This window comes from Providencia rettgeri (genome assembly GCF_001874625.1).
In the GTDB taxonomy this organism is placed as follows: domain Bacteria; phylum Pseudomonadota; class Gammaproteobacteria; order Enterobacterales; family Enterobacteriaceae; genus Providencia; species Providencia huashanensis.
Map to the genome: position 1 here is coordinate 787,909 of NZ_CP017671.1, position 26,886 is coordinate 814,794.

At 39.9% G+C, this 26,886-nt stretch carries 20 protein-coding genes; 14 read left to right on the top strand and 6 right to left on the bottom strand.

Annotated features, from left to right (window positions below; all coding sequences use genetic code 11):
• The first annotated feature begins 18 nt into the window (after positions 1 to 18).
• The 8 genes from ileS (at position 19) to RB151_RS03390 (ending at position 11,954) form a co-directional block, all read left to right on the top strand.
• Positions 19 to 2,829, top strand: a complete 2,811-nt coding sequence (gene ileS, locus RB151_RS03355) for an isoleucine--tRNA ligase (RefSeq protein WP_042846980.1) — start codon at positions 19 to 21, stop codon at positions 2,827 to 2,829.
• The gene (gene lspA / locus RB151_RS03360; RefSeq protein ID WP_042846979.1) at positions 2,829 to 3,332 is read left to right on the top strand and encodes a signal peptidase II; all 504 of its coding nucleotides are present in this window, start codon (positions 2,829 to 2,831) and stop codon (positions 3,330 to 3,332) included. Before ileS ends, lspA begins: the two co-directional genes overlap by 1 nt.
• Before the next feature lie 83 nt (positions 3,333 to 3,415).
• Entirely contained in the window at positions 3,416 to 3,886 is a 471-nt protein-coding gene (fkpB, locus tag RB151_RS03365; RefSeq protein WP_042846978.1) for an FKBP-type peptidyl-prolyl cis-trans isomerase, read from the top strand.
• Entirely contained in the window at positions 3,867 to 4,820 is a 954-nt protein-coding gene (gene ispH, locus RB151_RS03370) for a 4-hydroxy-3-methylbut-2-enyl diphosphate reductase (protein WP_071547700.1), read from the top strand. Before fkpB ends, ispH begins: the two co-directional genes overlap by 20 nt.
• A gap of 283 nt (positions 4,821 to 5,103) precedes the next feature.
• On the top strand, positions 5,104 to 5,925 hold the full coding sequence (dapB, locus tag RB151_RS03375) for a 4-hydroxy-tetrahydrodipicolinate reductase (protein ID WP_042846976.1): 822 nt from the start codon (positions 5,104 to 5,106) through the stop codon (positions 5,923 to 5,925).
• A 444-nt stretch (positions 5,926 to 6,369) separates the two neighbouring features.
• Positions 6,370 to 7,533, top strand: a complete 1,164-nt coding sequence (gene carA / locus RB151_RS03380; protein ID WP_048608414.1) for a glutamine-hydrolyzing carbamoyl-phosphate synthase small subunit — start codon at positions 6,370 to 6,372, stop codon at positions 7,531 to 7,533.
• Between the two features lie 14 nt (positions 7,534 to 7,547).
• On the top strand, positions 7,548 to 10,769 hold the full coding sequence (gene carB, locus RB151_RS03385) for a carbamoyl-phosphate synthase large subunit (RefSeq protein WP_042846974.1): 3,222 nt from the start codon (positions 7,548 to 7,550) through the stop codon (positions 10,767 to 10,769).
• A gap of 159 nt (positions 10,770 to 10,928) precedes the next feature.
• Complete coding sequence (locus RB151_RS03390) at positions 10,929 to 11,954, top strand: MerR family transcriptional regulator (RefSeq protein ID WP_042846972.1); 1,026 nt, start codon at positions 10,929 to 10,931, stop codon at positions 11,952 to 11,954.
• 205 nt (positions 11,955 to 12,159) lie between these two features.
• Here RB151_RS03390 and RB151_RS03395 read toward each other — a convergent pair whose 3' ends face one another.
• Both RB151_RS03395 and metC read right to left on the bottom strand, forming a co-directional pair.
• Positions 12,160 to 12,828 carry a DedA family protein gene (locus RB151_RS03395; protein WP_042846971.1) on the bottom strand — a complete coding sequence of 223 codons (669 nt, stop codon included), beginning with the start codon at positions 12,826 to 12,828 and terminating at the stop codon, positions 12,160 to 12,162.
• A gap of 173 nt (positions 12,829 to 13,001) precedes the next feature.
• Positions 13,002 to 14,186 (bottom strand): cystathionine beta-lyase, encoded by a 1,185-nt coding sequence (gene metC, locus RB151_RS03400; protein WP_042846970.1) that lies wholly within the window; start codon positions 14,184 to 14,186, stop codon positions 13,002 to 13,004.
• 444 nt (positions 14,187 to 14,630) lie between these two features.
• Between metC and exbB the strand changes: the two genes are divergently transcribed.
• The 4 genes from exbB (at position 14,631) to yedF (ending at position 19,076) form a co-directional block, all read left to right on the top strand.
• Positions 14,631 to 15,575, top strand: coding sequence for a tonB-system energizer ExbB (gene exbB / locus RB151_RS03405; RefSeq protein ID WP_042846969.1), 945 nt, complete (start codon positions 14,631 to 14,633; stop codon positions 15,573 to 15,575).
• Positions 15,576 to 15,580: 5 nt separating this feature from the next.
• Positions 15,581 to 16,009 carry a TonB system transport protein ExbD gene (gene exbD, locus RB151_RS03410; RefSeq protein WP_042846968.1) on the top strand — a complete coding sequence of 143 codons (429 nt, stop codon included), beginning with the start codon at positions 15,581 to 15,583 and terminating at the stop codon, positions 16,007 to 16,009.
• Between the two features lie 1,616 nt (positions 16,010 to 17,625).
• Positions 17,626 to 18,840, top strand: coding sequence for a selenium metabolism membrane protein YedE/FdhT (gene yedE, locus RB151_RS03415; protein ID WP_042846967.1), 1,215 nt, complete (start codon positions 17,626 to 17,628; stop codon positions 18,838 to 18,840).
• The gene (yedF, locus tag RB151_RS03420) at positions 18,837 to 19,076 is read left to right on the top strand and encodes a sulfurtransferase-like selenium metabolism protein YedF (protein ID WP_042846966.1); all 240 of its coding nucleotides are present in this window, start codon (positions 18,837 to 18,839) and stop codon (positions 19,074 to 19,076) included. The genes yedE and yedF overlap by 4 nt, the downstream gene beginning before the upstream one ends.
• Before the next feature lie 597 nt (positions 19,077 to 19,673).
• On the opposite strand, the gene RB151_RS03425 is transcribed toward yedF, so the two are convergent.
• Both RB151_RS03425 and rdgC read right to left on the bottom strand, forming a co-directional pair.
• Positions 19,674 to 20,183 carry a GNAT family N-acetyltransferase gene (locus RB151_RS03425; RefSeq protein ID WP_042846965.1) on the bottom strand — a complete coding sequence of 170 codons (510 nt, stop codon included), beginning with the start codon at positions 20,181 to 20,183 and terminating at the stop codon, positions 19,674 to 19,676.
• Positions 20,184 to 20,422: 239 nt separating this feature from the next.
• The gene (rdgC, locus tag RB151_RS03430) at positions 20,423 to 21,328 is read right to left on the bottom strand and encodes a recombination-associated protein RdgC (RefSeq protein ID WP_071547702.1); all 906 of its coding nucleotides are present in this window, start codon (positions 21,326 to 21,328) and stop codon (positions 20,423 to 20,425) included.
• Positions 21,329 to 21,518: 190 nt separating this feature from the next.
• Between rdgC and mak the strand changes: the two genes are divergently transcribed.
• Positions 21,519 to 22,424, top strand: a complete 906-nt coding sequence (mak, locus tag RB151_RS03435; RefSeq protein ID WP_042847028.1) for a fructokinase — start codon at positions 21,519 to 21,521, stop codon at positions 22,422 to 22,424.
• A 607-nt stretch (positions 22,425 to 23,031) separates the two neighbouring features.
• Entirely contained in the window at positions 23,032 to 24,981 is a 1,950-nt protein-coding gene (locus RB151_RS03440; protein WP_042846963.1) for a bifunctional 2',3'-cyclic-nucleotide 2'-phosphodiesterase/3'-nucleotidase, read from the top strand.
• A 204-nt stretch (positions 24,982 to 25,185) separates the two neighbouring features.
• Here the strand turns inward: RB151_RS03440 and RB151_RS03445 are convergent, their stop codons facing one another.
• Positions 25,186 to 25,485, bottom strand: coding sequence for a hypothetical protein (locus RB151_RS03445; protein WP_048608407.1), 300 nt, complete (start codon positions 25,483 to 25,485; stop codon positions 25,186 to 25,188).
• A 429-nt stretch (positions 25,486 to 25,914) separates the two neighbouring features.
• On the bottom strand, positions 25,915 to 26,514 hold the full coding sequence (locus tag RB151_RS03450) for a nitroreductase family protein (RefSeq protein WP_042846961.1): 600 nt from the start codon (positions 26,512 to 26,514) through the stop codon (positions 25,915 to 25,917).
• Between the last annotated feature and the right edge of the window lie 372 nt (positions 26,515 to 26,886).

Here is a 26,886-nt window from a genome sequence, read left to right on the forward strand (position 1 = left end):
AATTGGAACTGAGAATCGATGAGTGATTATAAAAATACCCTGAATCTACCAGAAACAGGGTTCCCAATGCGTGGCGATCTCGCTAAACGCGAACCACAGATGTTAGAGCGCTGGTACAAAGAAGGTTTGTATCAGGCAATCCGTAAAGCAAAATCGGGCAAGAAAACGTTTATTCTGCACGATGGCCCTCCATATGCGAACGGTAGTATTCATATTGGTCACTCAGTTAACAAAATTCTCAAAGATATTATTATTAAATCCAAAGGGTTGTCGGGTTATGATTCCCCGTATATTCCTGGTTGGGATTGCCACGGATTACCTATTGAACATAAAGTTGAACAAATCGTAGGTAAACCGGGCGAAAAAGTTTCTGCCGCTGAATTTCGTGCACAATGCCGTCAATATGCAAAAGAGCAAATTGAAGGGCAAAAAGCTGATTTTATACGTTTAGGGGTTTTAGGTGAGTGGGATAAACCTTACCTAACGATGGATTTTAAAACTGAGGCTCATATCATTAGGGCATTGGCAAAAACCATCGAAAATGGCCATTTAGTGAAAGGGGCTAAACCTGTTCACTGGTGTACTGCGTGTGGTTCATCACTTGCAGAAGCTGAAGTGGAATATTATGACAAAACGTCCCCTTCTATCTACGTTCGCTTCCCTGCGGTAGATGGCAAAGCCGTATGCGAAAAATTTGGCATTGTTAGTGAAAAAACACCTTCATTAGTTATCTGGACGACGACCCCTTGGACTTTGCCTGCTAACCGTGCAATTTCTTTGAATCCTGAATTCAAATACAATTTAGTTGAAGCAAATGGCGAATTAGTCATTTTAGCTGCCGACCTCGTAGAAGATGTGATGAAAACATCCGGTATCGAGTCGTGGAAAGTGTTAGGTGAGTGTGAAGGCACTGCGCTGGAATTGCTGCGCTTCCAACATCCATTTATGGGCTTTGATGTTCCAGCAATTTTGGGCGACCACGTGACATTAGACGCCGGTACAGGAGCCGTTCATACGGCGCCAGGCCACGGTCCTGAAGACTACATTGTTGGTCAAAAATATGGTTTAGAAACAGCGAACCCAGTGGGTCCAGATGGCTGTTTCCTACCAAATACCTACCCAACATTGGATGGGTTATTTATTTTTAAAGCGAATGACCTGATCGTTGAATTACTCGATGAAAAAGGGGCATTGCTCTATAAACAAGCAATTCAACATAGCTACCCATGCTGTTGGCGCCATAAAACTCCTGTTATTTTCCGTGCGACACCTCAATGGTTTATCGGTATGGATAAAAACGGCTTACGTGAACAATCATTGAAGGAAATTGATATTGTTCAATGGATTCCTGGCTGGGGTCGTGCTCGTATTGAGGCAATGGTTGAAAATCGCCCTGATTGGTGTATTTCTCGTCAGCGTACATGGGGCACACCAATGTCTCTGTTCGTTCATAAAGACACTGAAGAGTTGCACCCTCGTACATTAGAATTAATGGAAGAGGTTGCTAAGCGTGTTGAGGTCGATGGTATTCAAGCATGGTGGGATCTTGACCCAGAAGAGCTATTAGGCGCTGAAGCGGAGACTTACCGAAAAGTCCCTGACACATTAGATGTGTGGTTTGATTCTGGTTCGACACATTTTGCAGTGGTTGATGCTCGCCCTGAGTTCCACGGTAATTCAGCGGATATGTACCTTGAAGGTTCAGACCAACATCGTGGTTGGTTTATGTCTTCATTAATGCTATCAACTGCGATGAAAGGTAAAGCACCTTACCGCCAAGTTCTGACACACGGCTTTACTGTTGATGGCCAAGGCCGCAAAATGTCTAAATCGTTAGGCAATACAGTGAGCCCACAAGATGTCATGAACAAACTGGGTGCGGATATCTTACGTTTATGGGTGGCATCAACGGATTATACGGGCGAAATCGCTGTTTCTGATGAAATTTTAAAACGTGCCGCTGATTCTTATCGCCGCATTCGTAATACGGCCCGTTTCTTATTGGCTAACCTGAATGGCTTCAATCCTGAAACAGACATGGTTAAGCCTGAAGATATGGTGCTGTTAGACCGCTGGGCGGTTAGCCGTGCGCTTGAAGCTCAAGCTGAAATTACTAAAGCATATGATGAGTATGACTTCCTATCAGTCATTCAGCGTTTAATGCATTTCTGCTCCATTGAAATGGGGTCGTTCTACCTAGATATCATCAAAGACCGTCAGTATACAGCGAAAAGTGATAGCTTAGCGCGTCGTAGCTGTCAAACTGCTCTGTTCCACATTGTTGAAGCATTAGTACGTTGGGTTGCACCTGTTCTTTCTTTCACTTCAGATGAAATTTGGAACCAGTTACCAGGTAAGCGCTCACAGTTTGTTTTAACCGAAGAATGGTATGACGGTTTATTTGGTTTAGATGCGTCAAACGAAATGAACAACAGTTTCTGGGCTGAGTTGTTAGCTGTTCGTGGCGAAGTGAATAAAGTGTTAGAGCAAGCTCGTACAGATAAACACATCGGTGGTTCATTAGAAGCGGCGGTCACACTGTATGCTGATAAAGCATTAGCAAGTAAACTGCAAAGCTTAGGTGACGAACTACGTTTTGTGCTACTGACATCACAAGCTACAGTTGCAGATATTGCAACAGCGCCAGTGGATGCGCAAGAAAGTGAATTAAGCGGCCTGAAAATTGCTTTCAGCAAAGCTGTGGGTGAAAAATGCCCACGTTGCTGGCACTATGCGAGTGATATTGGTTCTTCAAGCGAGCAACCTGAAATTTGTGGTCGCTGTGTGACTAACGTAGCCGGCAACGGCGAAACCCGTAAGTTTGCTTAATGAAGGCGCCAATTTGTTCGACCGGTCTGCGTTGGTTATGGTTAACCATTGTGATCATCGTTGCGGATTTAGGGATCAAGCAATTAGTGCTAAAAGATCTCAATCTGTACGAACCGCATCCTGTAATGCCGTTTTTCAACATCATGTATGCCCAAAATTTTGGTGCTGCATTTAGTTTCTTAGCGGATGAAGGCGGCTGGCAGCGTTGGTTCTTCGCTGGGATAGCGGTTGGGATCTCCATTATTTTAATGGTTATGATGTATCGCCAAAGTGCACAAAAGCGCTTATCGAATATTGCTTATGCATTAATTATTGGTGGTGCAATTGGTAATCTGAGTGACCGGTTAGTTCATGGCTTTGTTGTTGATTACCTTGACTTTTACGTCGGTAATTGGCATTGGCCAACATTTAACCTAGCTGATATGGCCATTTGTATTGGTGCAGCACTCGTCATTTTTGAAGGTTTCTTGCCAGATAAACCAAAGCAAGAAAAAGCTAAATAAATTGGCGACACAATAGGTTACAATGCAATAACTCACAGCCCAGACTTTCTGGGCTGAATTTTATGACAAAATAGGTTTGGTTTATGTCTACTCAAATACAGGCGCAGAGCTCTGTTTTACTGCATTTCACATTGAAATTGGAAGATGGCTCTACCGCAGATTCCTCACACGCACAAGGAAAGCCTGCGTTGTTTGTCTTAGGGAATGATTCTTTATCTCCAGAACTTGAAGCCCAGCTTATTGGCCTCAATGAAGGTGAAAAGAAAAACTTTTCATTACCCGGAGACACTGTTTTTGGGAAACATAACCCTGATTTAGTGCAATACTTTTCATTGCGTGATTTTACTGAAACAGGTATACCTGAAATTGGTACTATCATGTTATTTAGCGCGATGAATGGCAGTGAAATGCCAGGGGTAGTAAAATCGATTGAAGGCGAATCTATCACAGTCGATTTTAATCATCCTCTGGCAGAGCAGCAGATTAGCTTTGAAATAGAAGTGCTTGAAGTAGACCCGCAATTGGAGGATCACAATGCAAATATTAATGGCTAATCCTCGTGGATTTTGTGCAGGTGTAGACCGTGCAATTAGTATCGTAGAAAGGGCGTTGGAAATTTACGGCTCACCTATTTACGTTCGTCATGAAGTGGTTCATAACCGTTATGTTGTGGATGATCTACGGCAGCGTGGGGCTATTTTTATTGAAGAAATTTCTGAAGTGCCTGATGGTTCAATTTTAATTTTCTCGGCACATGGCGTATCACAAGCTATTCGTCAGGAAGCTCGTTCACGTGATTTAACCATGTTATTCGATGCAACTTGCCCATTGGTCACTAAAGTTCATATGGAAGTTGCACGTGCAAGCCGCAAAGGTAAAGAGGCTATTTTAATTGGGCATGCAGGCCACCCTGAAGTTGAAGGTACTATGGGGCAATACAGTAACCCTGAAGGTGGTATGTACCTTGTTGAAAGCCCTGAAGACGTTTGGAAGTTAACCGTGAAAGATGAAAATAATTTGTCTTTTATGACCCAAACAACACTCTCAGTCGATGATACATCAGATGTAATCGATGCACTGACAAAGCGTTTCCCAAGCATTGTCGGGCCGCGTAAAGATGATATCTGCTACGCAACAACTAACCGCCAAGAAGCTGCGAGAGAGCTTGCTGAACGTGCTGATATTGTCTTAGTTGTCGGTTCTAAAAACTCCTCGAACTCAAATCGCCTTGCTGAATTAGCATCTAGAATGCAAAAACCTGCATTTTTAATTGATGGCGCAGAGGATATCAAAACAGAATGGCTAGCAGGTAAAAATATTATTGGCCTAACGGCTGGGGCGTCAGCACCCGATATTCTAGTTAGGCAAGTTATTGATCGACTTAAAGAGCTAGGTGCAGATTCTGTTGTGGAATTACAGGGACGGGAAGAAAATATCGTCTTTGAAGTACCTAAAGAATTACGAGTTGAAGTCAAAGAAATCAATTAATTATTTGCTGTAAATAAGGCAGCTACATTTTCATAAAGTAGCTGCTATTTTTATTTTGTTTAAACATTCATTTCCTGTTTTTTCCTACTATTAAAACTTTTTCTGATAATCAACGCGCTCTCTATGCTTTTGTTAATATCAATGCATTTTTGCTAGCGGATTGCCGCTATGATGGTTAATCTGTATCACAATCATTTTTCAGACTGCGGGCAATATATTAATTTTGCAGCCTAAAGCAGTTTAGATTCAATTTCTTGCATTAATAATGAAAAAAGGATGAACCATGGCAAATTCAGTGGTACGTGTTGCGGTAGTCGGCGCAGGTGGTCGCATGGGGCGGCAATTAATTCAAGCGGCACAAGAGCAAGAAGGTATTCAACTAGGCGCAGCCATTGAACGTGAAGGCTCATCACTCATTGGAGCTGATGCCGGTGAGCTTGCAGGGGTTGGTAAACTAGGTGTTTCTGTTGTTGATTCACTCAACCAAGTGGTAAATGATTTTGATGTTGTGATTGATTTTACACGCCCAGAAGGCACATTACATTATTTAGCATTTTGTAAAGAGAATCAAAAAGCGATGGTCATTGGCACGACAGGCTTCGATGAACAAGGTAAGCAAGCTATTGCAGATGCTGCAACGGTGATCCCAATTGTTTTCGCGGCAAACTTTAGTGTTGGTGTTAATTTAGTACTCAAATTACTAGAAAAAGCCGCAAAAGTGATGGGAACTTACACCGATATTGAAATTGTTGAAGCCCATCATCGATATAAAGTTGATGCGCCATCAGGCACAGCTTTAGCAATGGGAGAATCTATTGCTGGTGCACTTGGTAAAGATTTAAAAGATTGTGCGGTATATGCAAGAGAAGGCTATACCGGTGAGCGTGAAGCTGGGACGATCGGTTTTGCAACTATTCGAGCTGGTGATATTGTGGGAGAGCATACCGCGATGTTTGCCGATATTGGTGAGCGAGTTGAGATCACTCATAAAGCGTCTAGCCGGATGACGTTTGCAAATGGCGCAATAAGGGCATCAGGCTGGGTAGTCGCTAAAAAACCAAGTTTATATGATATGAAAGATGTATTGTGTTTAGATGATATTTAATTTTTAAATTATAATTTTTGTTTATAATCAGGTTGATATAGTCATCAACCTGATTATATTTAATGTTCGGTGTTTTTACATTTTCAAGTAATCATTTCTATTTGTTTTCCTGTTTTTTAGTGCTTTTTTTATCACTAATTTCTCTTTAAACTGATTTTTAGCTGAGTTATTATCATTTTTACAGTTATCTTACGTTGCAACCGTTTACTTATTCATATTGGCTATCATTTTTGGTGGTCATAACGATAAATTCAGGGTAGCTTGGCAAAAAAGTAAGGTAAAATTGTAAAAAATGCATTTTTTTCTAGACAAGACCCTATCTCATCATTAGAATGCGCGCAATTTGCCAAAAATCTGCTTAAAAACTCATTTTGGCATTGATTTAGATCGCAAAATCTGAATTAATATGCAAAAAACGTGATTTATTATTCTCCGGAGGGTGTTTTGATTAAGTCAGCTATATTGGTTCTGGAAGACGGAACCCAATTCCACGGGCATGCCATAGGCGCAGAAGGTGCCGCAGTTGGAGAAGTCGTTTTCAATACGTCAATGACCGGATATCAAGAAATAATTACAGACCCTTCCTATTCCCGCCAAATTGTTACTCTCACTTATCCCCATATTGGTAATGTCGGCACAAATGCTGATGACGAAGAATCTCCAAATGTTCATGCTCAAGGCCTAATCATTCGTGACTTACCATTGGTTTACAGCAACTTTCGTGGGCAAGAAGGGTTGTCAGAGTATCTGAAACGCCACAACGTTGTGGCTATCGCAGATATCGATACACGTAAATTGACCCGCTTATTGAGAGAAAAAGGGGCTCAGAATGGCTGCATTATCGCAGGGGATAGTCCAGATGCCGCATTGGCACTTGAAAAAGCACGTAGTTTCTCTGGGTTGAATGGATTGGATTTAGCAAAAGAAGTCTGCACTAAAGAGATTTATAGTTGGTCTCAAGGATCTTGGACACTAGAAAATGGTCAGCAAGGTGCGAAAGCCGCTGAACAGCTTCCTTTACACGTCGTTGCCTATGATTTTGGTGCTAAACGTAATATTTTACGAATGCTAGTTGACCGCGGTTGCCGCTTAACAGTTGTTCCCGCAACGACCTCGGCAGAAACGGTTCTAGCGATGGAGCCGGATGGTATTTTCCTATCTAACGGGCCTGGTGATCCTGCCCCTTGTGATTACGCAATCAATGCAATTGAAACATTTTTAACCACCAATATACCTGTTTTTGGGATCTGCTTAGGGCATCAATTATTGGCTCTGGCTAGTGGTGCAAATACCATGAAAATGAAGTTTGGTCATCATGGTGCTAACCATCCTGTGAAAGATTTAGACAACGATGTTGTTATGATCACCGCGCAAAATCATGGTTTTGCTGTCGATGAATCAACACTCCCCGATACACTGCGTGTGACGCACAAGTCACTGTTTGATGGGACATTGCAAGGTATTCACCGTACGGATAAACCAGCATTTAGTTTCCAAGGCCATCCTGAAGCAAGCTCAGGGCCACATGATGCGGCGAACTTATTCGACCATTTCATTGATTTAATCAATGAATACCGTCAAAACACACCACGTCAAAACGCAAAATAATCGGGAGCAGAAAAATGGCAAAACGTACTGATATAAAAAGCATTCTGATTTTAGGTGCGGGCCCAATCGTTATCGGCCAAGCATGCGAATTTGACTATTCAGGTGCACAGGCATGTAAAGCGTTACGTGAAGAAGGTTATCGCGTTATTTTAGTTAACTCGAACCCTGCAACGATCATGACTGACCCTGAGATGGCTGATGCTACTTATATTGAGCCAATTCATTGGGAAGTGGTTCGCAAAATCATCGAAAAAGAGCGCCCTGATGCGGTATTGCCGACGATGGGTGGGCAAACGGCACTAAACTGCGCACTTGAATTGGAACGCAAAGGGGTTTTAGCCGAATTTGGTGTAACAATGATTGGGGCTACTGCAGATGCGATTGATAAAGCAGAAGACCGTCAGCGTTTCGATAAAGCAATGAAAAAAATCGGCTTGGGTACAGCGCGTTCTGGTATCGCACATAATATGGAAGAAGCCTACGCAGTTGCTGATGATGTTGGCTTCCCATGTATTATTCGCCCATCGTTTACTATGGGCGGAACGGGGGGCGGTATTGCATACAACCGTGAAGAATTCGAAGAAATTTGTACGCGTGGTTTAGATTTATCACCAACGAATGAGTTATTAATTGATGAGTCATTAATTGGTTGGAAAGAATATGAAATGGAAGTTGTCCGCGATAAAAAAGACAACTGCATTATTGTCTGTTCAATCGAAAACTTTGATGCGATGGGGATTCATACCGGTGACTCTATCACCGTTGCACCAGCGCAGACTTTGACGGACAAAGAATACCAAATCATGCGTGATGCCTCTATGGCTGTTTTACGTGAAATTGGTGTGGAAACAGGTGGCTCTAACGTTCAATTTGCTGTAAACCCTAAAGATGGGCGCTTAATTGTTATTGAAATGAACCCGCGTGTTTCTCGTTCATCGGCGCTAGCATCAAAAGCGACAGGGTTCCCTATTGCCAAAATTGCTGCCAAATTAGCGGTCGGCTATACCCTCGATGAGTTGATGAATGATATCACTGGAGGCCGTACACCAGCTTCATTTGAGCCTTCTATCGACTATGTTGTGACAAAAATACCACGCTTTAACTTTGAGAAATTTGCAGGCACGAATGACCGCTTAACGACTCAGATGAAATCTGTGGGTGAAGTGATGGCAATTGGTCGCACATTCCAAGAATCAATGCAAAAAGCCCTACGTGGTTTAGAAGTCGGTGCGACTGGTTTTGACCCAAAAGTCTCTCAAGAAGACCCTGAAGTATTAACTCGGATCCGCCGTGAATTAAAAGATGCGGGAGCAGAGCGAATTTGGTTTATCGCAGATGCTTTCCGCGCAGGTCTTTCGGTAGATGGTGTCTTTAACCTAACGAATATCGACCGTTGGTTCTTAGTACAAATTGAAGAGTTAGTCCGTTTAGAAGAGAAAGTTGCAGAGTTAGGTGTAAATGGCCTGACAAAAGACTTTTTACGGGTATTGAAGCGCAAAGGTTTTGCAGACGCACGTCTTGCTAGCTTAGTTGGCGTCTCCGAAGCCGAGCTACGTAAATTACGCCAAGGGTATGGCTTACACCCTGTTTATAAACGAGTAGACACTTGTGCAGCAGAGTTTGCAACAGATACGGCTTATATGTATTCCACTTATGAAGAAGAGTGTGAATCAAACCCAAATAATGATAAGCCCAAAGTAATGGTATTAGGCGGTGGTCCGAACCGTATTGGCCAAGGGATTGAGTTTGACTACTGTTGTGTACATGCTTCTTTAGCACTACGTGAAGATGGTTATGAAACCATCATGGTTAACTGTAACCCTGAAACGGTTTCAACAGATTATGACACATCTGACCGCCTGTACTTTGAGCCAGTGACATTGGAAGATGTTCTTGAAATTGTTCGTATTGAACAACCACAAGGTGTGATTGTGCAATATGGCGGTCAAACTCCGCTTAAATTAGCGAGAGCACTTGAGGCAGCAGGTGTTCCTGTTATTGGTACTAGCCCTGATGCCATTGACCGCGCTGAAGACCGTGAACGGTTCCAACAAGCAGTTAATCGTTTAAATTTAAAACAACCCCAGAATGCAACGGTAACTGCTATTGAACAAGCGGTTGAAAAAGCTGCAGGAATTGGTTACCCACTGGTAGTTCGCCCATCTTATGTGCTAGGCGGTCGTGCGATGGAAATCGTGTATGATGAGGTGGATTTACGCCGTTATTTCCAAACCGCGGTGAGTGTATCGAATGATGCACCAGTACTGCTTGACCGTTTCTTAGACGATGCAGTTGAGGTGGATGTTGATGCGATTTGTGACGGTGAAATGGTATTGATTGGTGGTATTATGGAGCATATTGAGCAAGCCGGTGTGCATTCTGGCGATTCCGCATGTTCGTTGCCTGCCTATACCTTAAGCCAAGAAATTCAAGATGTCATGCGTGAACAAGTTCGTAACCTTGCATTTGAGTTACGTGTGCGTGGCTTAATGAACGTACAGTTTGCGGTGAAAAATAATGAGGTGTACTTGATTGAAGTTAACCCTCGAGCAGCAAGAACCGTCCCATTTGTGTCGAAAGCAACCGGTGTGCCATTAGCTAAAGTGGCAGCACGTGTGATGGTTGGGCAAACATTGGCTGAACAAGGTGTTACAGAAGAAATCATTCCCCCTTATTACTCAGTGAAAGAAGTTGTTCTTCCATTTAATAAATTCCAAGGCGTAGACCCGATCCTTGGGCCAGAAATGCGTTCAACGGGTGAAGTCATGGGCGTCGGGCGGACATTTGCAGAAGCATTCGCTAAAGCAATGTTAGGCAGTAGCTCAACCATGAAAAAATCAGGGCGAGCGCTCCTGTCTGTCCGTGAAGGTGATAAAACGCGCGTCGTGGATTTAGCCGCAAAATTGCTAAAACATGGTTTCGAATTAGATGCGACGCACGGAACAGCGATTGTATTAGGGGAAGCTGGGATTAACCCTAGGTTGGTGAATAAGGTTCATGAAGGTCGTCCACATATTCAAGATAGAATTAAGAATGGTGAATACGATTATATTGTAAATACAACCGCGGGGCGCCAAGCCATTGAAGATTCTAAATTAATTCGCCGTAGTGCCTTGCAGTATAAAGTACATTATGACACAACGTTAAACGGTGGGTTTGCAACGACTATGTCATTGAGTGCTGACCCAACAGAAAAAGTGATTTCAGTTCAAGAAATGCATGCGTTAATTAAGTAAATTATTCATTAGCCATTAATGAGCCCCTGCAGTTCAGTCTGCTGGGGCTTTTTTGTTTATCTGGGGATAATATGCAATTTCAATAAAAAAATGCAAAATGCTGGTTGACTCTCACGTAACGTGAGGCACTAACCTTAGTCGCAATTACAGGAGGAACGTATGCTATTTCAAGTCGGTGAAATCGCGGAAAAAACAGGGTTAACCATCCGTACACTTCATCATTATGAAGAGATTGGCTTGTTGCTTCCAACTGCAAGGACCGATGCGGGTTATCGGCTTTACAACATGCAATGTATAGAGCGTTTAACGCAAATTCAATTGTTACGGCAAGTTGGAGTCAAACTGAAAGACATCGGTGAATTACTCGATGGTCAGAGTGGGGATATCGCAAGTTTGTTGCAAGAACGTATTGCATTATTAACGGAACAAATGGAACAAATGGCAACGTTACGTTATCGATTAGAGCAATTACATAGGCAAATGCAAACAGGAGATGTTTTAACTCAGGCTGATTGGTTTTCTGTATTGGAGATGATGTCGATGTTTGATAAATATTTTACCCCCCAAGAGTTGGAACAATTGCCATTGTATACAGCACATACGCTGAAAAACCAAGAATGGCAACAGCGTATAGCTGCAGTAAGTCAGTTAATGGAGCAAGGTGCAGCACCGCAATCTACAGAGGTGCAACAAATTGCACATGAATGGATGACCGCACTAGAAAGAGATACCGGAGGGAACCCTGATTTCTTTGCTCGGCTGAATCAAATTCATTTATCCGATAATACATTAGCTTATTCATCGGGGATTTCCGTTGCAATGATCCAATATGTTGCAGAGGGTTTTAGTGAATACCAATTGTCGTTGTTTAGACCACATTTAACGGCTGCACAATTTGCTTTGGTTAGGCAGCATTATTTTGCTTCGGGGCAGGTGTGGCCCGAATTAATTGCAGGTTTATATAATGCAATGAAAGCACGTAAATCCCCAGACTCAGAGGAAGTTCAGCAGTTGGCGAAAACCTGGTTAGCGATGTTTAATCAATTCACGGGGAAAGACCCTGAACTACAGGAAAAGATCCGTATGGTATATCGAGAAGAACCAAGGATTTCTCAAGGGACGTGGATGACCCCAGAAATTGGTCAGTATTTGTTTTCAGCTATCACTGTTTTGATGGCGCAATAAGTGAAATGGCCACTATTTAGCGGCCATTGAAGTTGCTGACGAAGCGGGATAAAAGCGTGGTTTTCCCCGCTCCGTGTTATCAGCCGAAAATCAATGAATTGATTTTCCTCGTTTATTTCAGAACCCCTAACGACTGTCGCCAAACATGATATGTTTGTCAACAGTCTGAATGGCCGCTATTTAGTGGCCATTGCTGTTATCAATTTTATTTGTTATTTGACAGGGCCTTACGGTGTTTCCAATACACGACAATTGAACCAATTAACCCACTCACGAGTAAAACAACAGGGATGATCATCAGTGCGCTGATAACAATTTGCTCATGTTCTTTTACAAAAGGAATTTGATTGAGGGCGTAACCTAAGCTCACAATTAAGCCAACCCATAATAAGCCACTTAACCAATTGAAAAATTGGAAACGACGGTGACTGAGTTCGGATAGCCCCGCGAGCAATGGTAATATTGTTCTAACAAATGCAAGAAACCGGCCTATAAGCAACGCATATAACCCTTGTTTGTTAAACATATTGTTTGCTTTAGTATGATATTCCTCAGGGATCTGGGATAACCAACGTTTGACAACGGTGGTCTCGCTTAGCCATCTTCCTTGTAGAAAACCTAGCCAACACCCTAAACTTGCCGCCACCGTTAACAATAATATGGTTGGAATAAAATGTAATACACCTTTGGCTATTAGTGCACCTGACAAGATAAGCAAGGTGTCTCCCGGTAAAAATGCAGCGGGAAGAACGCCATTTTCTAAAACAATGACAACAAAAAGCACGGTATAAATAACCCAAAGCACTTCAGGGTTGGAGAGTTTAAGGAAATCGTGGTTCCAAAGTGCCAGTACGATTTCGCGTAGGACTTCCATAATCGTTCCTGTATTTGCGTAAAAGCGAATTTCTTTATTAACTATATTACAGGAAAAATGTGCGTCGAGTTTGATTTGTTTGATGAATTAGTGATTTAGCAAATTAATTGCAGGCAACAAGCAAATGGAAACCTGCAATTTAAAATAATTAATTTATTGATTTTTAATGAAAATCAAATTCGCTCGAAAGCTAATTGTAAATCATGAATTAAATCATCAGGGTGCTCTAAGCCGATATGCACTCGGAAAAATGTCCCCTCTTTAGGTGAAAAATCATATTGGCGCATGTTTTGTAAATCCTCTTTTTGATACCCCAAAATCAGTGATTCAAACCCACCCCATGAATACCCCATTTTGAAATGAGTAAAGTTATCAAGAAATATGGTGAATTGCTCAGGAGATAATCGAGATTTTAGTTGAAAAGAGAATAAGCCATTACAGCCAGAAAAATCGCGTATGAAGTATTCATGACCGGGCGATGATGGAAGTGCAGGATGAAAAACTTGGTCGACTTCTGGCCGTTTCTGTAGCCAGTGTGCAATCTGCAAACTATTAATTTGGTGCTGTTTTAATCGAGTTGCTAGGGTATGAAGCCCTCTGTTTGCCATATAAACGGTATCAGGATCTGCGGTTTGGCCTAATAGATAAGAATTTTCACGTAATGTTTCGATACAACGTTGATTGGCAACAGCAAGACCTAACATGCCGTCAGAGTGGCCGTTAATATATTTTGTGGCAGACTGAATGGATATATCAATATCGAATAATAAGGGCTTAAGCAATACGCCAGCCGCCCAAGTATTATCAATCATAATAATAATTTCAGGTGATTTGGCACGGACTGCATGAACAATAGCCGGTAAATCATGAACTTCCATTGTAATAGAGCCGGGTGATTCTAAGAAGACGATACGAGTATTTGGCTGGATTAACTCAGCGATATCTTCCCCAATTAATGGGTCGAAATAAGTCGTTTGAACGCTTAGCTTAGTTAAAATGTTGTCGCAAAAATTCTGCGTAGGGTCATAGGCAGAGCCGGTAACAAGGATGTGCTCTCCCGCTGAAATAAAAGACAAAATAGCATTGGTAATTGCGGCTGCGCCCGAAGGATAAAGCACACAGCCAGCCCCTTGTTCTAATTCGGTCATTGCTTCTTGAAAAGCAAAATGTGTTTGTGTACCCCGTCGCCCATAAAATAAAGTGTTACCTGCACGGTGACGGGTTGCGTGACGTTTTTCTTCCAGAGTGTCAAAAATAATAGATGATGCACGCTGAATAACTGGGTTTACCCCTTTTTGTGTGTACTTAGGGTTTCGACCAATATGTACTAATTGAGTTTCAGGTTTACTCTCAGCCATGATTTTTCCCTACACAGAATGTGATTTGCCGAATTCTAAGGTGATTAATACTAAGACGTTAAATGATCTCGAAGGAAATGTAACCTGAGTATTCTTCAACTTTCATTTTAAATATGGGGATGAAGTAAATTTGTGGGTAATCTACCGAGTGAAAGCAACCAAGGCCGATGGTGAACTAGCTAAATTGTTAACTCATAGCTGAAGATAAATAACCGTATCATAGAAGAGGGCTTCTTTGTCGAAGAGCAAAAAAACATAAAAAAATTGCAAATACTAATGATAATTACTATCAATTCGCGCTGTGTTTGATATTATCAGCAGCGTCTTTTTGAAAAGAATGGACAGTGCGAGTCAAATTTCGCTTTTAATGGTTAGTCGATGAATGGCACAATCATCGATATAAATTTTGTTATACAACACTAAAAAGAGAGTAAAGGCCAACTGATGCGTAAACTAACAGCTTCTATTCTATTGGCGTTCGGCTTGATGGGGACGGCAGTCGCTGAAACCACACCTGCAACAACACCAGCGGCGTCTCAAAATACATCCTCAACACCATCGGTAGAAAATTCTGCTACGCCAACCACAACGGCACCAAATGCTGAGGTTGCATCAGTACCCGCAGAGCCCATTCAAGGGGAAGGTGGAAATACATCAGCGGTTAGCGAAAATATTGAGCTGGCAACAGAGGCACCAACTGGCGGGTTTGATCAAGACTTATCTGTTTGGGGGATGTACCAAAATGCAGATAATGTGGTTAAAACCGTGATGATAGGTTTAGTCATTGCTTCAATTATTACTTGGGCACTGTTCTTTTCAAAAGGGTTAGAAATCTTAGTTGCACGTCGCCGCTTAAAAGAAGAAGCCAAAGCGATTGCAGAGGTAAAATCACTTGATGAAGCTGTCAGCATTGCAGATGGTTTCAAAGCTAATAGTGTTACCCGTATGCTATTAAATGAAGCTGTTAATGAAAGAACACTTTCTGTCAATAGTACTGACTTATCAGGGACTAAAGAGCGTACTTCGTTCCGCCTCGAAAGAGCTGTCGCTGGAATTAGCCGTTATATGGGGCGCGGAAATGGTTATTTGGCAACGATTGGCGCGATCTCTCCATTTGTCGGTTTATTTGGCACAGTTTGGGGGATCATGAACAGCTTTATTGGAATTGCTCACTCACAGACCACTAACCTTGCCGTCGTTGCACCAGGGATAGCAGAAGCATTGCTAGCGACTGCAATTGGTCTTATCGCCGCAATTCCAGCCGTTGTGATTTATAATATTTTTGCTCGGATGATCAACAACTACCGTGGTCAAGTAGGGGATGTCGCTGCTCAATCTGCATTATTATTGGGACGTGATCTCGATCTGGCAAATAGCAAAGCAAGGTAATTATTATGGCAATGCGTTTAGGTGACGAACAAGACGATAGTGGTGAAATGCATGAAATTAACGTAACGCCTTTTATTGACGTTATGTTAGTTTTATTGATTATCTTTATGGTTGCGGCACCGTTGGCAACTGTTGATATTAAAGTCAACTTACCTGCTTCGACTGCGAAGCCGCAGCCACGCCCAGAAAAACCCGTATTTCTAACTGTTAAAGCAGACAACCAACTCTTTATTGGTGATCAAGCGGTATCAAAAGATCAGCTTTCAGCAATGCTTGACCAAGCCACTAGTGCGAATAAAGATACAACAATCTTTTTTCAAGCTGATAAGAGTGTAGATTATGAAACTATGATGGATGTAATGAACGCATTACGCCAATCAGGGTATTTAAAAATCGGTCTAGTTGGTATGGAAGCGACATCCTCTTCTAAATAAGGGGAGCATCAAATCTTTCCGGCGCGTTTTATCCTTTGGGATGGAACGCGTTTTTTTATGTATAAAATTAATTGTTCAAAAATAGCTATGTAGTGTTTTGAGCTAACCTCTTTATAGTATTTCTCTTGTGCTTAATCATATTTTTTAGTGATTAACTTATTTTTAAAGCGTTTTATTCTTATTTCACACTATTTTTTCGTCAAATTTATGGGGCTATAGTTTGTTCTTCATGTTTTTTCGCCGATTTTTAGGCGGGGCGTTGGTTATAGTAATAAAAAAATAAGGGGGAACATTAAATTTTATAATGAATAGGTGTTGCTTGGCATCTGATTTTTGATGATAACGGTAAGTGATAGCTTTATTTTTCTAGAATACGCATAAGAAATGTTGATTATTGAGTTGGTTTTTTAGTTTTAAAATGCGAGTTTGTCTGGTTGTAAATGCTTTTTATTTTGTTAAAAACAATTTTAAAGATAAGTTATATATAATAAAAAATAAACCATTTTGTTAATAAGGTTTTATGTTTTTATCTTTTTTACCTGTTAATATCAATAACCATATATATGTTACGGCCATTTTATTGTTTAAAAAAAAACAAAAAATGATTGTTAATCATAGGAATAGTAGCTATTAGTTTTATTATGTAAATTTAAAATACACAGATAAGTATATCTGCTTATTTCTTTTGTTTTTTTATATGTAAGTATTATTAATGTTTATATGGGGTTTGAAATCTTAAATAATATATTTAAGTAATTATCTGTAGTGATTAAATAATATTAAAGTTATTTATTGGAAATTATTTTAAATATGTAAAATATATATTTAACGAATAAATGTAAATTGTCTGTAATATCTTAACTATAAGACTATTATTTTGTTGTTTTTCTGTGAATTTACATAACTAATTGATTTAAAATGAGAATGTTTTTTTATTTTCACGTAGGGACTCGAACAAAAAAATGCTTGCGCAACAAATGTATTACGTTATAATGCAATCAATAACATTTAGAAACACTTTTAAATACCTTGTTATATTGAAATGTTTATTTAAAATTTACTTACGCTAGGGTTAATAAAGCCATCGCTAATTTTTGAATTTTAAATTTAGCAAGTTATTAGGCTTTATCTTAAAAATAACTATAATTACTTAGTTAGATAATTCGAATAGCGGGCGTATTTATATAGTGAGATAAGTGTTATTACTGGAGTCAAATGGGCTGACTACAGACTACGCATAGCAAGCGTCGCCGTAATACGGCAATTTCATATTATACACCTCTATAGATAAAATAAGACTACACTTCCAGCGTTATCATTTCGATAACGCTTTTTTTTTGTATTCATTTCGCAGTTTAAGCTCTCATCTCTTTCTGGGATAACATAAAGAAAACAATACAAGTTAACTAAAGAATGAATTGATATAGCTAAGGGGGTGAGATATGAGAAGCATCAACCTTTTCTGTGTTTTATGATGAAATGGCTTCACGAAAAAATTTATCAGAGTATGATATTGCCTCTTCGCTGTGGGGTATCGATATAACTACTTATAAAGATAATTATACAACGGCGAATTTCTCTGCCAGGATCTGGCGTGAAACGAATTGGAAGTAACAATGACTTGGTCTGATTTTAAATCTCACTATCTCATCGGTTTTTGGAAACCATTACCTGCAGTAATTGCTGCGGGGATCTTATCAACTTATTATTTTGGCTTAACGGGCACATTTTGGGCTGTGACTGGCGAGTTCACTCGCTGGGGCGGACATGTCATGCAACTTTTTGGTGCGGAGCCTGAAACTTGGGGATATTTTAAAGTTATTGGCTTTGAAGGCACGCCATTAGACCGTATTGATGGTGTTATGATTATTGGTATGTTCGCAGGGTGTTTTGCGGCAGCCCTTTGGGCCAATAACATCAAATTACGTATGCCTCAACACCGAATCCGTATTTTCCAAGCAATATTAGGCGGTATTATTGCGGGGTTTGGGGCTCGTTTAGCTATGGGGTGTAATTTAGCCGCATTCTTTACTGGGATACCTCAATTTTCATTACATGCGTGGTACTTTGCCGTTGCCACTGCTGCTGGGTCATATTTTGGCGCCAAGTTTACACTGATGCCAATGTTTCGGATCCCCGTGAAGCTCAAAAAGGTCAATACTGCATCCCCTCTAACCCAAAACCATGATGTGGCGAAAAGACGTTTTAAACTTGGTATGGTGATTTTTACTTTAGCCATTGCTTGGGGTTTTTATACGTTGCTTGATTCTCCAGTGATGGGGTTCGCGATTTTATGTGGGATAGGTTTTGGTTTATTAATTGAGCGAGCTCAGATCTGCTTTACTTCTGCGTTTCGTGATCTTTGGATCACGGGGCGTACGCATATGGCGAAAGCAATTATTATCGGCATGGCGGTTAGTGCCGTGGGGATTTTTAGCTACGTACAATTAGGTGCTACACCTAAAATCCTATGGGCAGGCCCGAATGCAGTAATTGGTGGTCTATTATTTGGCTTTGGTATCGTTCTTGCTGGTGGTTGTGAAACGGGCTGGATGTATCGTGCTGTTGAAGGCCAAGTTCATTATTGGTGGGTTGGCTTCGGTAATATTATTGGCGCAACAGTTCTTGCTTATTATTGGGATGATTTGGGCCCTTGGTTGGCCACTGATTTTGATAAAGTTAATCTATTAGAAACTTTTGGGCCAGAAGGTGGTTTATTGGTTACTTATGCATTATTAGCGGTAGCGTTTGTGCTGATGCTGTTATGGGAAAAACACTTTTTCCGTAAACGAGAGCAAAAGTCATCGAATACATCCGTGGAGGCAGTATGAACAAGAAAGACATTATCCCTGATTACCGCTTAGATATGGTTGGAGAACCTTGTCCATATCCTGCTGTAGCAACGTTAGAGGCTATGCCATCACTGAAAAGCGGTGAAATCTTAGAAGTGGTAAGTGACTGCCCCCAGTCAATTAATAATATCCCACTAGATGCGAAAAATTATGGTTATACGGTGTTGGATATTCAACAGGATGGGCCGACTATTCGTTATCTTATCCAAAAATAACAGATACCCGTCATACTTCGCGCTGTAGCGTTGTTGACCGCTCTCACCGCCCCTAGTCACATACTTTTGTATGCTCCTAGGGTTCGGTTCGCTTGTCGCCTAGCTACAACCCGAATTATATAGGGTATCCAAATGGTATTGTTATATTTTGCGTCGGGGCGCTGCCGACTGTAACGACAGCCCTAGTCACATACTTTTGTATGCTCCTAGGGTTCGGTTCACTTATCGCCTAGCTACCACCCGAATTATATAGGGTATCCAAATGGTATTGTTATATTTTGCGCCGGGGCGCTGCCGACTGTAACGACAGCCCTAGTCACATACTTTTGTATGCTCCTAGGGTTCGGTTCGCTTGTCGGCTAGCTACCACCCGAATTATATAGGGTATCCAAATGGTATTGTTATATTTTGCGCCGGGGCGCTGCCGACTGTAACGACAGCCCTAGTCATATACTTTTGTATACCCCTAGGGTTCGGTTCGCTTGTCGCCTAGCTACGGCACAAATTATTTAAGGTATATTAGTGACTTACCATTCAATTTATTAAAATATTTAAATTGCAGATGGGTTTATGAGTAAAATATCGACAGATGTTCAGTTAATCTTCTTGCCAATTTGTAATATCAAGGACTAATTCACACTCATCGTCAATATATCCCCCTGTAGGGACAAAACCGAGCTTTTTGTAAAATTCGAATGGGCTTTCCTCCCCTTCGCCACAACTGTTATAAAGGCGCGGATAGCCTTTCTTTTTTAGATAAGCAATGACTTGAAGTAATGCTTCGCGACCAAACCCTAGTTTTTGATAGGGTTCCGCAATCATAAAGCGCCACAGCATAATGCCATCATATTCTAATTCATCATCATCTAAACCAGAGTGAAGCATGATAAAGCCAACAGGGACATCATCTGCGTAAATTCCTCGGTACCACGCACAACTAGAAAATTGTGCTTCGACCATAGAATAAGCATTATCTGCCACCATATTACGTTGTGCTTCACTAAGGGTATGACTTAGTAAGCAAATTTCAGAGAAATTATCAGCAGTGATTTTTTGCAAGGTGACCAGTGAATTTTCATCCACTTCAGGTTCGATGAGCTCTTTCATAACAATTCCTTCGATAGAATATTGACCATAGCTCCAATGATGGAGGTTATTATTTATTATTTTTGTTTAACAAACTAAGTATCAAATAAATTGGTAGTGTGGATGTAATTTAATCAACCAGAGATTGAGTGAGCAGTCAATGACTTAATTGTGGCTATGTAAGCAGGGTCTAAAAAGAAATGGCAACTTAGTTAGGTAATAAGTTGCCACCGTGAGATGAAAGGGAACCTGAAGGAAAATTAGTGCTCGGCTTCGCCACCTAACACATCAATTAAACGGGCGATCAAAGCGCTAAGTTCGCCGGTCATTAACACATAGTCCGCATCAAATTTTTGGGCGAAATCTTCTTTCGCAATATCATCGTTTTGACCTTTTAATGTATCGCTAAATTTTAACCTTTTTAGTGAGCCATCATCAGATAACATAAACTGAATTCTTTCTTCCCAATCTAACGCTAACTTAGTGACTAATTTGCCCGCTTCGATATGAGTTGTAATTTCATCAGAAATTAAATCTTGTTTTTTACAACGGATAATTCCGCCTTCTTCTAGGATGGCTTTAAGTTCTGCTTCATCCATTACCGCGAAACCTTGTGGTAATGAGCCAGAACGAACCCATTCGGTTAGTGTGAGTTCTATTGGGTCTTTAAATGTAAGTGGAACTACGGGTAAAGACCCTAAGCTTTTACGTAACAAAGCAAGGTTGTCTTCTGCACGTTTTGCACTGGCGGCATCAACAATAATTAATTGATTGACGGTGTCGATCCAAATATAGGTTTTGCTAAACTTACTGAATGCACGGGGAAGCAGAGTATGCACGACTTCATCTTTTAAGGCGTCTTTTTCTGTTTTCTTTAATTTGCGGCCTTGGTCTGCTTCTAGTTTTTCAATTTTATCCTGTACTTCTTGCTTAATTACAGGAGATGGCAGTATTTTTTCTTCTTTTTTTGCACAAATGAGAATTTGATTGCCTGCTACATGGGTCAAGGCGTCTGCGCCATTCATCGGTGCTACCCAGCCTGTTTGCATCATATCTTGGCTGCCACAAGGGTGATAGGCAAGTGAGGCAAGCTGTTTTTCCAGATCATCAGCGGAGAGTGCCAAATCCCGATTCAGGCGATAGACTAATATATTCTTGAACCACATGAAAAACCTACCTTTGTTAATAAATAGCCAATTAGAGCAAGGGGCTATGATAGCGAATTGTCCGTTATTAAGCGAAAAAAAATGTGTTTAGGCTTTGTCGTCCACAATTTTAATGTCTAAGCCTTGAAAATATTGATGAAGACAAGCCATGATAACCAGATAAATGAAAAAAACATTAGAGAGCATCATTATGAGAATAGGTATTGACCTTGGTGGTACAAAAATTGAAGTGATTGCACTAGATAATAACGGTGAAACGCTATTTCGTAAGCGGGTCCCTACTCCTAGGGGGGATTATGATGCGACACTTAGGGCCATTGCAAGTTTAGTGAGTGATGCGGAAACTGCGACAGGGCAGTCAGGGAGCGTTGGCGTTGGGATCCCAGGAACATTATCCCCCGTGACAGGAAGGGTTAAAAATGCCAATTCAACATGGTTAAATGGTCAATTTTTTGATGCAGATTTAGGTCAATTACTAGGACGACCCGTTAAAATTGCTAATGATGCGAATTGTTTAGCGGTATCAGAAGCGATTGATGGGGCTGGAGCTGGCGGAAAAGTTGTTTTTGCGGTGATTATTGGTACGGGGTGTGGTGCAGGGGTGGCAATCAATGGGCAAGTTCACTCTGGCGGCAATGGTGTAGCTGGGGAGTGGGGGCATAATCCTCTACCTTGGCAAGATGACCAAGATAGGCTATTTATTGCTGAAGAGCATTGTTATTGTGGGCTAAATGGCTGTACAGAGCAGTTTGTTTCAGGGACGGGGTTTATCGCTGATTATAAAAAGTTAGCAGGAGAATCTAAGACTGGAATAGAAATTATTCAGTTGGCGCAAAATGGTAACAAGCACGCCATCAAAGCATTTGAAAATTACCAGAATCGCCTCGCGAAAGCCTTGGCTCAAGCTGTTAACATGTTAGACCCTGATGTTATTGTGCTAGGTGGGGGGATGAGCAACGTGGATGCGTTGTATGTCAATTTGCCTGAAAAAATACGCCAGTGGGTATTTGGTCGGGAGTTCGATACACCAATTCGTAAAGCCGCGCATGGCGATTCTAGTGGCGTGCGCGGTGCTGCATGGCTATTTTCCGCCTAATTCCAATATGTGTTATTGGCTACACTCTGCGAATCGGGCCATATACATTAGTATATGGCCCACGTTATCCTCTTTTGTCGCCTAACGATAAAGCAAAATTTCAGCAAATAATTTAGAGGATTAATTATAATTCAGTATTTAAATAGTTTTTATATTACTTAAATTAAATTTAGGTTAATTAAAATACTATTTAAGTTGTGATACTTATTAAGTCACGTAGGTAACATGGCTAATTATTTTATTTATCAAATTTAATAATATTTTAATGCCTATTATGTATAGAAAATAGGGAGTGATTTAAATCACAGTTCTCTTTCTCTTCAAAAAATAGATTCAGCAAAATAACTTCAATTATTTGATGTGAATTTGTCACTATTAATTCATTTTTGTGACCGATATAAAAATCAGGCTTGATAAAAAGATGAAAACCGTGATTTAGTCACAAAAAATGGTTACTGTTTGCAGTGTATTATCATTAAAGATTGATGCTATGCACATAGTGTAAATTTTTAACGCTATTTTTGTTTGTTAATTGTTCAATAGCGCGGGATGAAAATACAAATTTGAGAGGCGATTTTCTCTCAGTAATGGCAACGAAGGGGATTACATGAATAAAGTATTGAAGCTTTCAACGCTTGCTATGCTAGTCGCATTTAATGCGAATGCCGCAACGGTTGATTTACGAGTGATGGAAACATCAGATGTTCACAGTAACTTGATTGATTTTGATTATTATAGAGACAAGCCAACCGAACAGTTTGGATATGTACGTACGGCAACACTGATTAATGCCGCAAAAAAAGAAGCAACAAACTCTGTATTAGTCGATAACGGAGACTTAATCCAAGGTAGTCCACTGGCTGACTATATTGTTGGCGAAGGTTTAAAAGAGGGTGAGTCGCATCCGGCACATAAACTATTAAATACGATGGGTTACACAGTAGGTAATTTTGGTAACCACGAATTCAACTTTGGATTAGATTTCCTGCATAAAGCAATTAAAGGTGCTAAATTCCCATACATCAATGCGAATATTATTGATGCAAAAACAGGTGAAAATTACTTTAACCCATACATTATTGTTGATACACCTGTTAAAGATAGGGATGGTAAAACACACACCATCAAAATTGGTTACATCGGCTTTGTACCACCACAAATTCTAATTTGGGATAAGCCAAATCTAGAAGGTAAGGTTTTAGTGAATGATATCACTGAAACTGCGAAAAAATTTGTTCCTCAAATGAAAAAAGAGGGAGCCGATTTAGTCGTTGCTATTCCTCACTCAGGCTTCTCTCAAGAGCCTTATAAAGCAATGGCTGAAAACTCAGTGTATTACCTCAGTGAAGTTCCAGGTATCGATGCCATCATGTTTGGCCATTCACACGGTGTATTCCCAAGCAAAGACTTTAGCGATATTAAAGGTGTTGACGTTACAAAAGGTACAGTCAATGGTGTACCTGCGGTAATGCCAGGTCAATGGGGCGATCATTTAGGTGTCGTTGATTTAGTCGTAAATAATGATGATGGCGGTTGGAAAGTTGTCGATGCGACAGCTCACGCGCGCCCTGTTTATGATAAGCCTAATAAGAAAGCCCTTGTTGAGCGAGATGAATCTCTCGCTAAAATTATCGATAAAGAACACCAAGATACGCGTAAATTTGTTGGTAAACACATCGGTAAAGCATCTGAAAATATGTACAGCTATTTAGCGTTGGTTCAAAGTGACCCAACTGTACAAATTGTTAACGATGCCCAAGTTGATTACACCAAAAACTTTATTCAGGGTGACCCAGACCTTGCTGATTTACCTGTTTTAGCAGCTGCTGCACCATTTAAAGCGGGTGGACGTAAAAATTCTCCAACTGAGTTTATTGAAGTTGAAAAAGGGGATTTAACCTTCCGTAATGCGGCAGATTTATATTTATATCCGAACACACTTGTTGTTGTTAAAGCAACTGGTGCAGATGTTGTGGAATGGTTAGAATGTTCTGCGGGGATGTTTAATCAAATTGACCCACAATCAACAGCACCACAAAGCTTACTAAATTGGAATGGTTTCAGAACTTATAATTTTGATACTATCAGCGGTGTAAATTACCAAATCGACCTGACGCAGCCTGCAAAATATGATGTTGATTGCCAAACGATTAATAAAGATGCTAACCGAATCAAAAATGTAACCTATCAAGGTAAACCAATTGATCCTAAAGCAACTTTCTTAGTGGCAACGAATAACTATCGTGGCTACGGCGGTAAATTTGCGGGAACAGGTGAGAATAATATTGCATTTGCTTCCCCTGATGAAAACCGTTCTATTTTAGCTGCATATATCGCTAAAGAGTCTAAAGATAAAGGGCAAATCGCTACCAAGGCGGCTAATAATTGGTCATTTACACCAATTAAAACAGACAAAAAGCTGGATGTACGTTTTGAAACTGCGCCAAGTGAAAAAGCAGCAAACTTTATCAAAGAAAATGCTCAGTACCCAATGAAACAGGTTGGTACTGATGAGATTGGCTTTGCTATTTACCAAGTTGATTTAACAGCTAAGTAATTATTCAAGTAGTTATCTGAGTTTAAGCCTACCGTTTGGTGGGCTTTTTTATATTTATAAATTGGTTAATATAGAGATAATATGCTTGAAGTGTTGCTAGATAAAATGAGTCTTACAAACTTGTTATTTTGGATAAATAATGCTCGGAATATTATGACTGTATTTAAATTAAATATTCCGAGCTATTTTAATATTAAAAATAAATTATTCATAAAAAACATTCAACATCGGTAGTTTTGTATTTTTGTCATATTCGACTTTAACATAATCAGACTCTACAGTTTTGCCTCCACGTAAAGAACCTGTTATTGATATATCTTTTCCTTTTCGATAACACTTAATATTGACTTGCTCTTTACTTTCCATATTTATAGAGCATTGAGGTTCATAGACATAGCCTGTAAATGTAATTGCACCTCCTGAATAATTATTACTAGCATAGGTGAAAGAAAAACTTGAAAGGATTATAGCAATAGCAGATGTTAGCAAAGATAAACATTTCATAGTCCACCCCCCTTAATAACACAAGCCACTATTATTAGTGCTTTTGTGTTCTTATTTCAGTGTAGTTCAAATATCGGCAATGCAAAATAAAAAATGAGAATATATTGAATGTTTTTTTATTGAATTTTATATGTGATTGATAATTACGTGTTTTTGTATTTCATTCTAATTGGGGGTTAAAAGGCAATGAAAGATGAAGGAGGAGAGTAGAATTGAAAATGTATCTTTTAGTTAAATGTTATTAATAGTTTTTCAATAATCATTGATAAATCTAGTTAGTTTGGATTAAGTTGCCATTTAATATTTTTGACACATTTAGAATTATTAGGTATCCCTGATGATGACGAAAATGTATTAACTTAAATTAGATTGAAAAATAACCTTCCCACAAAAATATGCAGTAGGAAGGTTATTTGAAAGTTTTGTATATTATTTGAAAACTTTAAAACGCACTTCGTCAGCCATAAAGTCTTTATCACCAGCCGGCGCATTAATTGAGCCAAAAACAAGTTGTGCACGTAATATCCAGTTAGCTGGCACATTCCACGTTTTTTGCACATCATTATCAATTAACGGGTTGTAGTGTTGTAATGAAGCACCAATATTTTCTTGTGATAATGCCGTCCATACTGCAAATTGTGCTATACCGCTAGCTTGTTCAGACCAAATGGGGAAATTATCTGCATATAATGGGAATTGTTCTTGTAAACCAGTCACAATATCTTGATCTTCGAAGAAAAGAACCGACCCCGCACCAGCAGCAAAACTATCAATTTTTTGTTCTGTTGCAGCAAAAGCTTGTTCAGGAACAATTTTACGTAATGCTTCTTTAGTTATGTTCCATAATTTTTTATGTTCCGCACCAAATAAAATCACAACACGTGAAGTTTGGGAGTTAAAGGATGATGGAGAATGTTTTACTGCTTCTTTAATCAATTTTGTAACATGCTCTTCAGACACCGGCAAAGCATCGCCAAGGTTATAAATAGTACGGCGATTTTTAATCATTTCGATAAATGCATTAGACATTTTGGTCTCCTAGCTTTTCATTAGCGCACGGCATTATTATGGAATAAATTTAAGAAGCCGTAGTTTGTTTCAATGGTTATTACTATAACGGGCTAGAGATAAAATCATAGAAAAAAAATTTAACGATAAGGTTCAAAATTTTGATTTAAGTTTTAAATATTATTATTTTCAATAATATCAATTGATTAGGTGTTGTTTTTGTTGATCGTAGGAATATTATGGAATATAAATAGGAAAAATAAATTAAATTAAAAGAAAAAAATTGAGAGAGTAGAAAGACCATCAATAATATATAAGTTCAAAAGAAAAACCCAATGGGGTGGCGTAAGACCCCACTAGGTAAAGTGATAAATAATTAAGCTCAATCTAGCT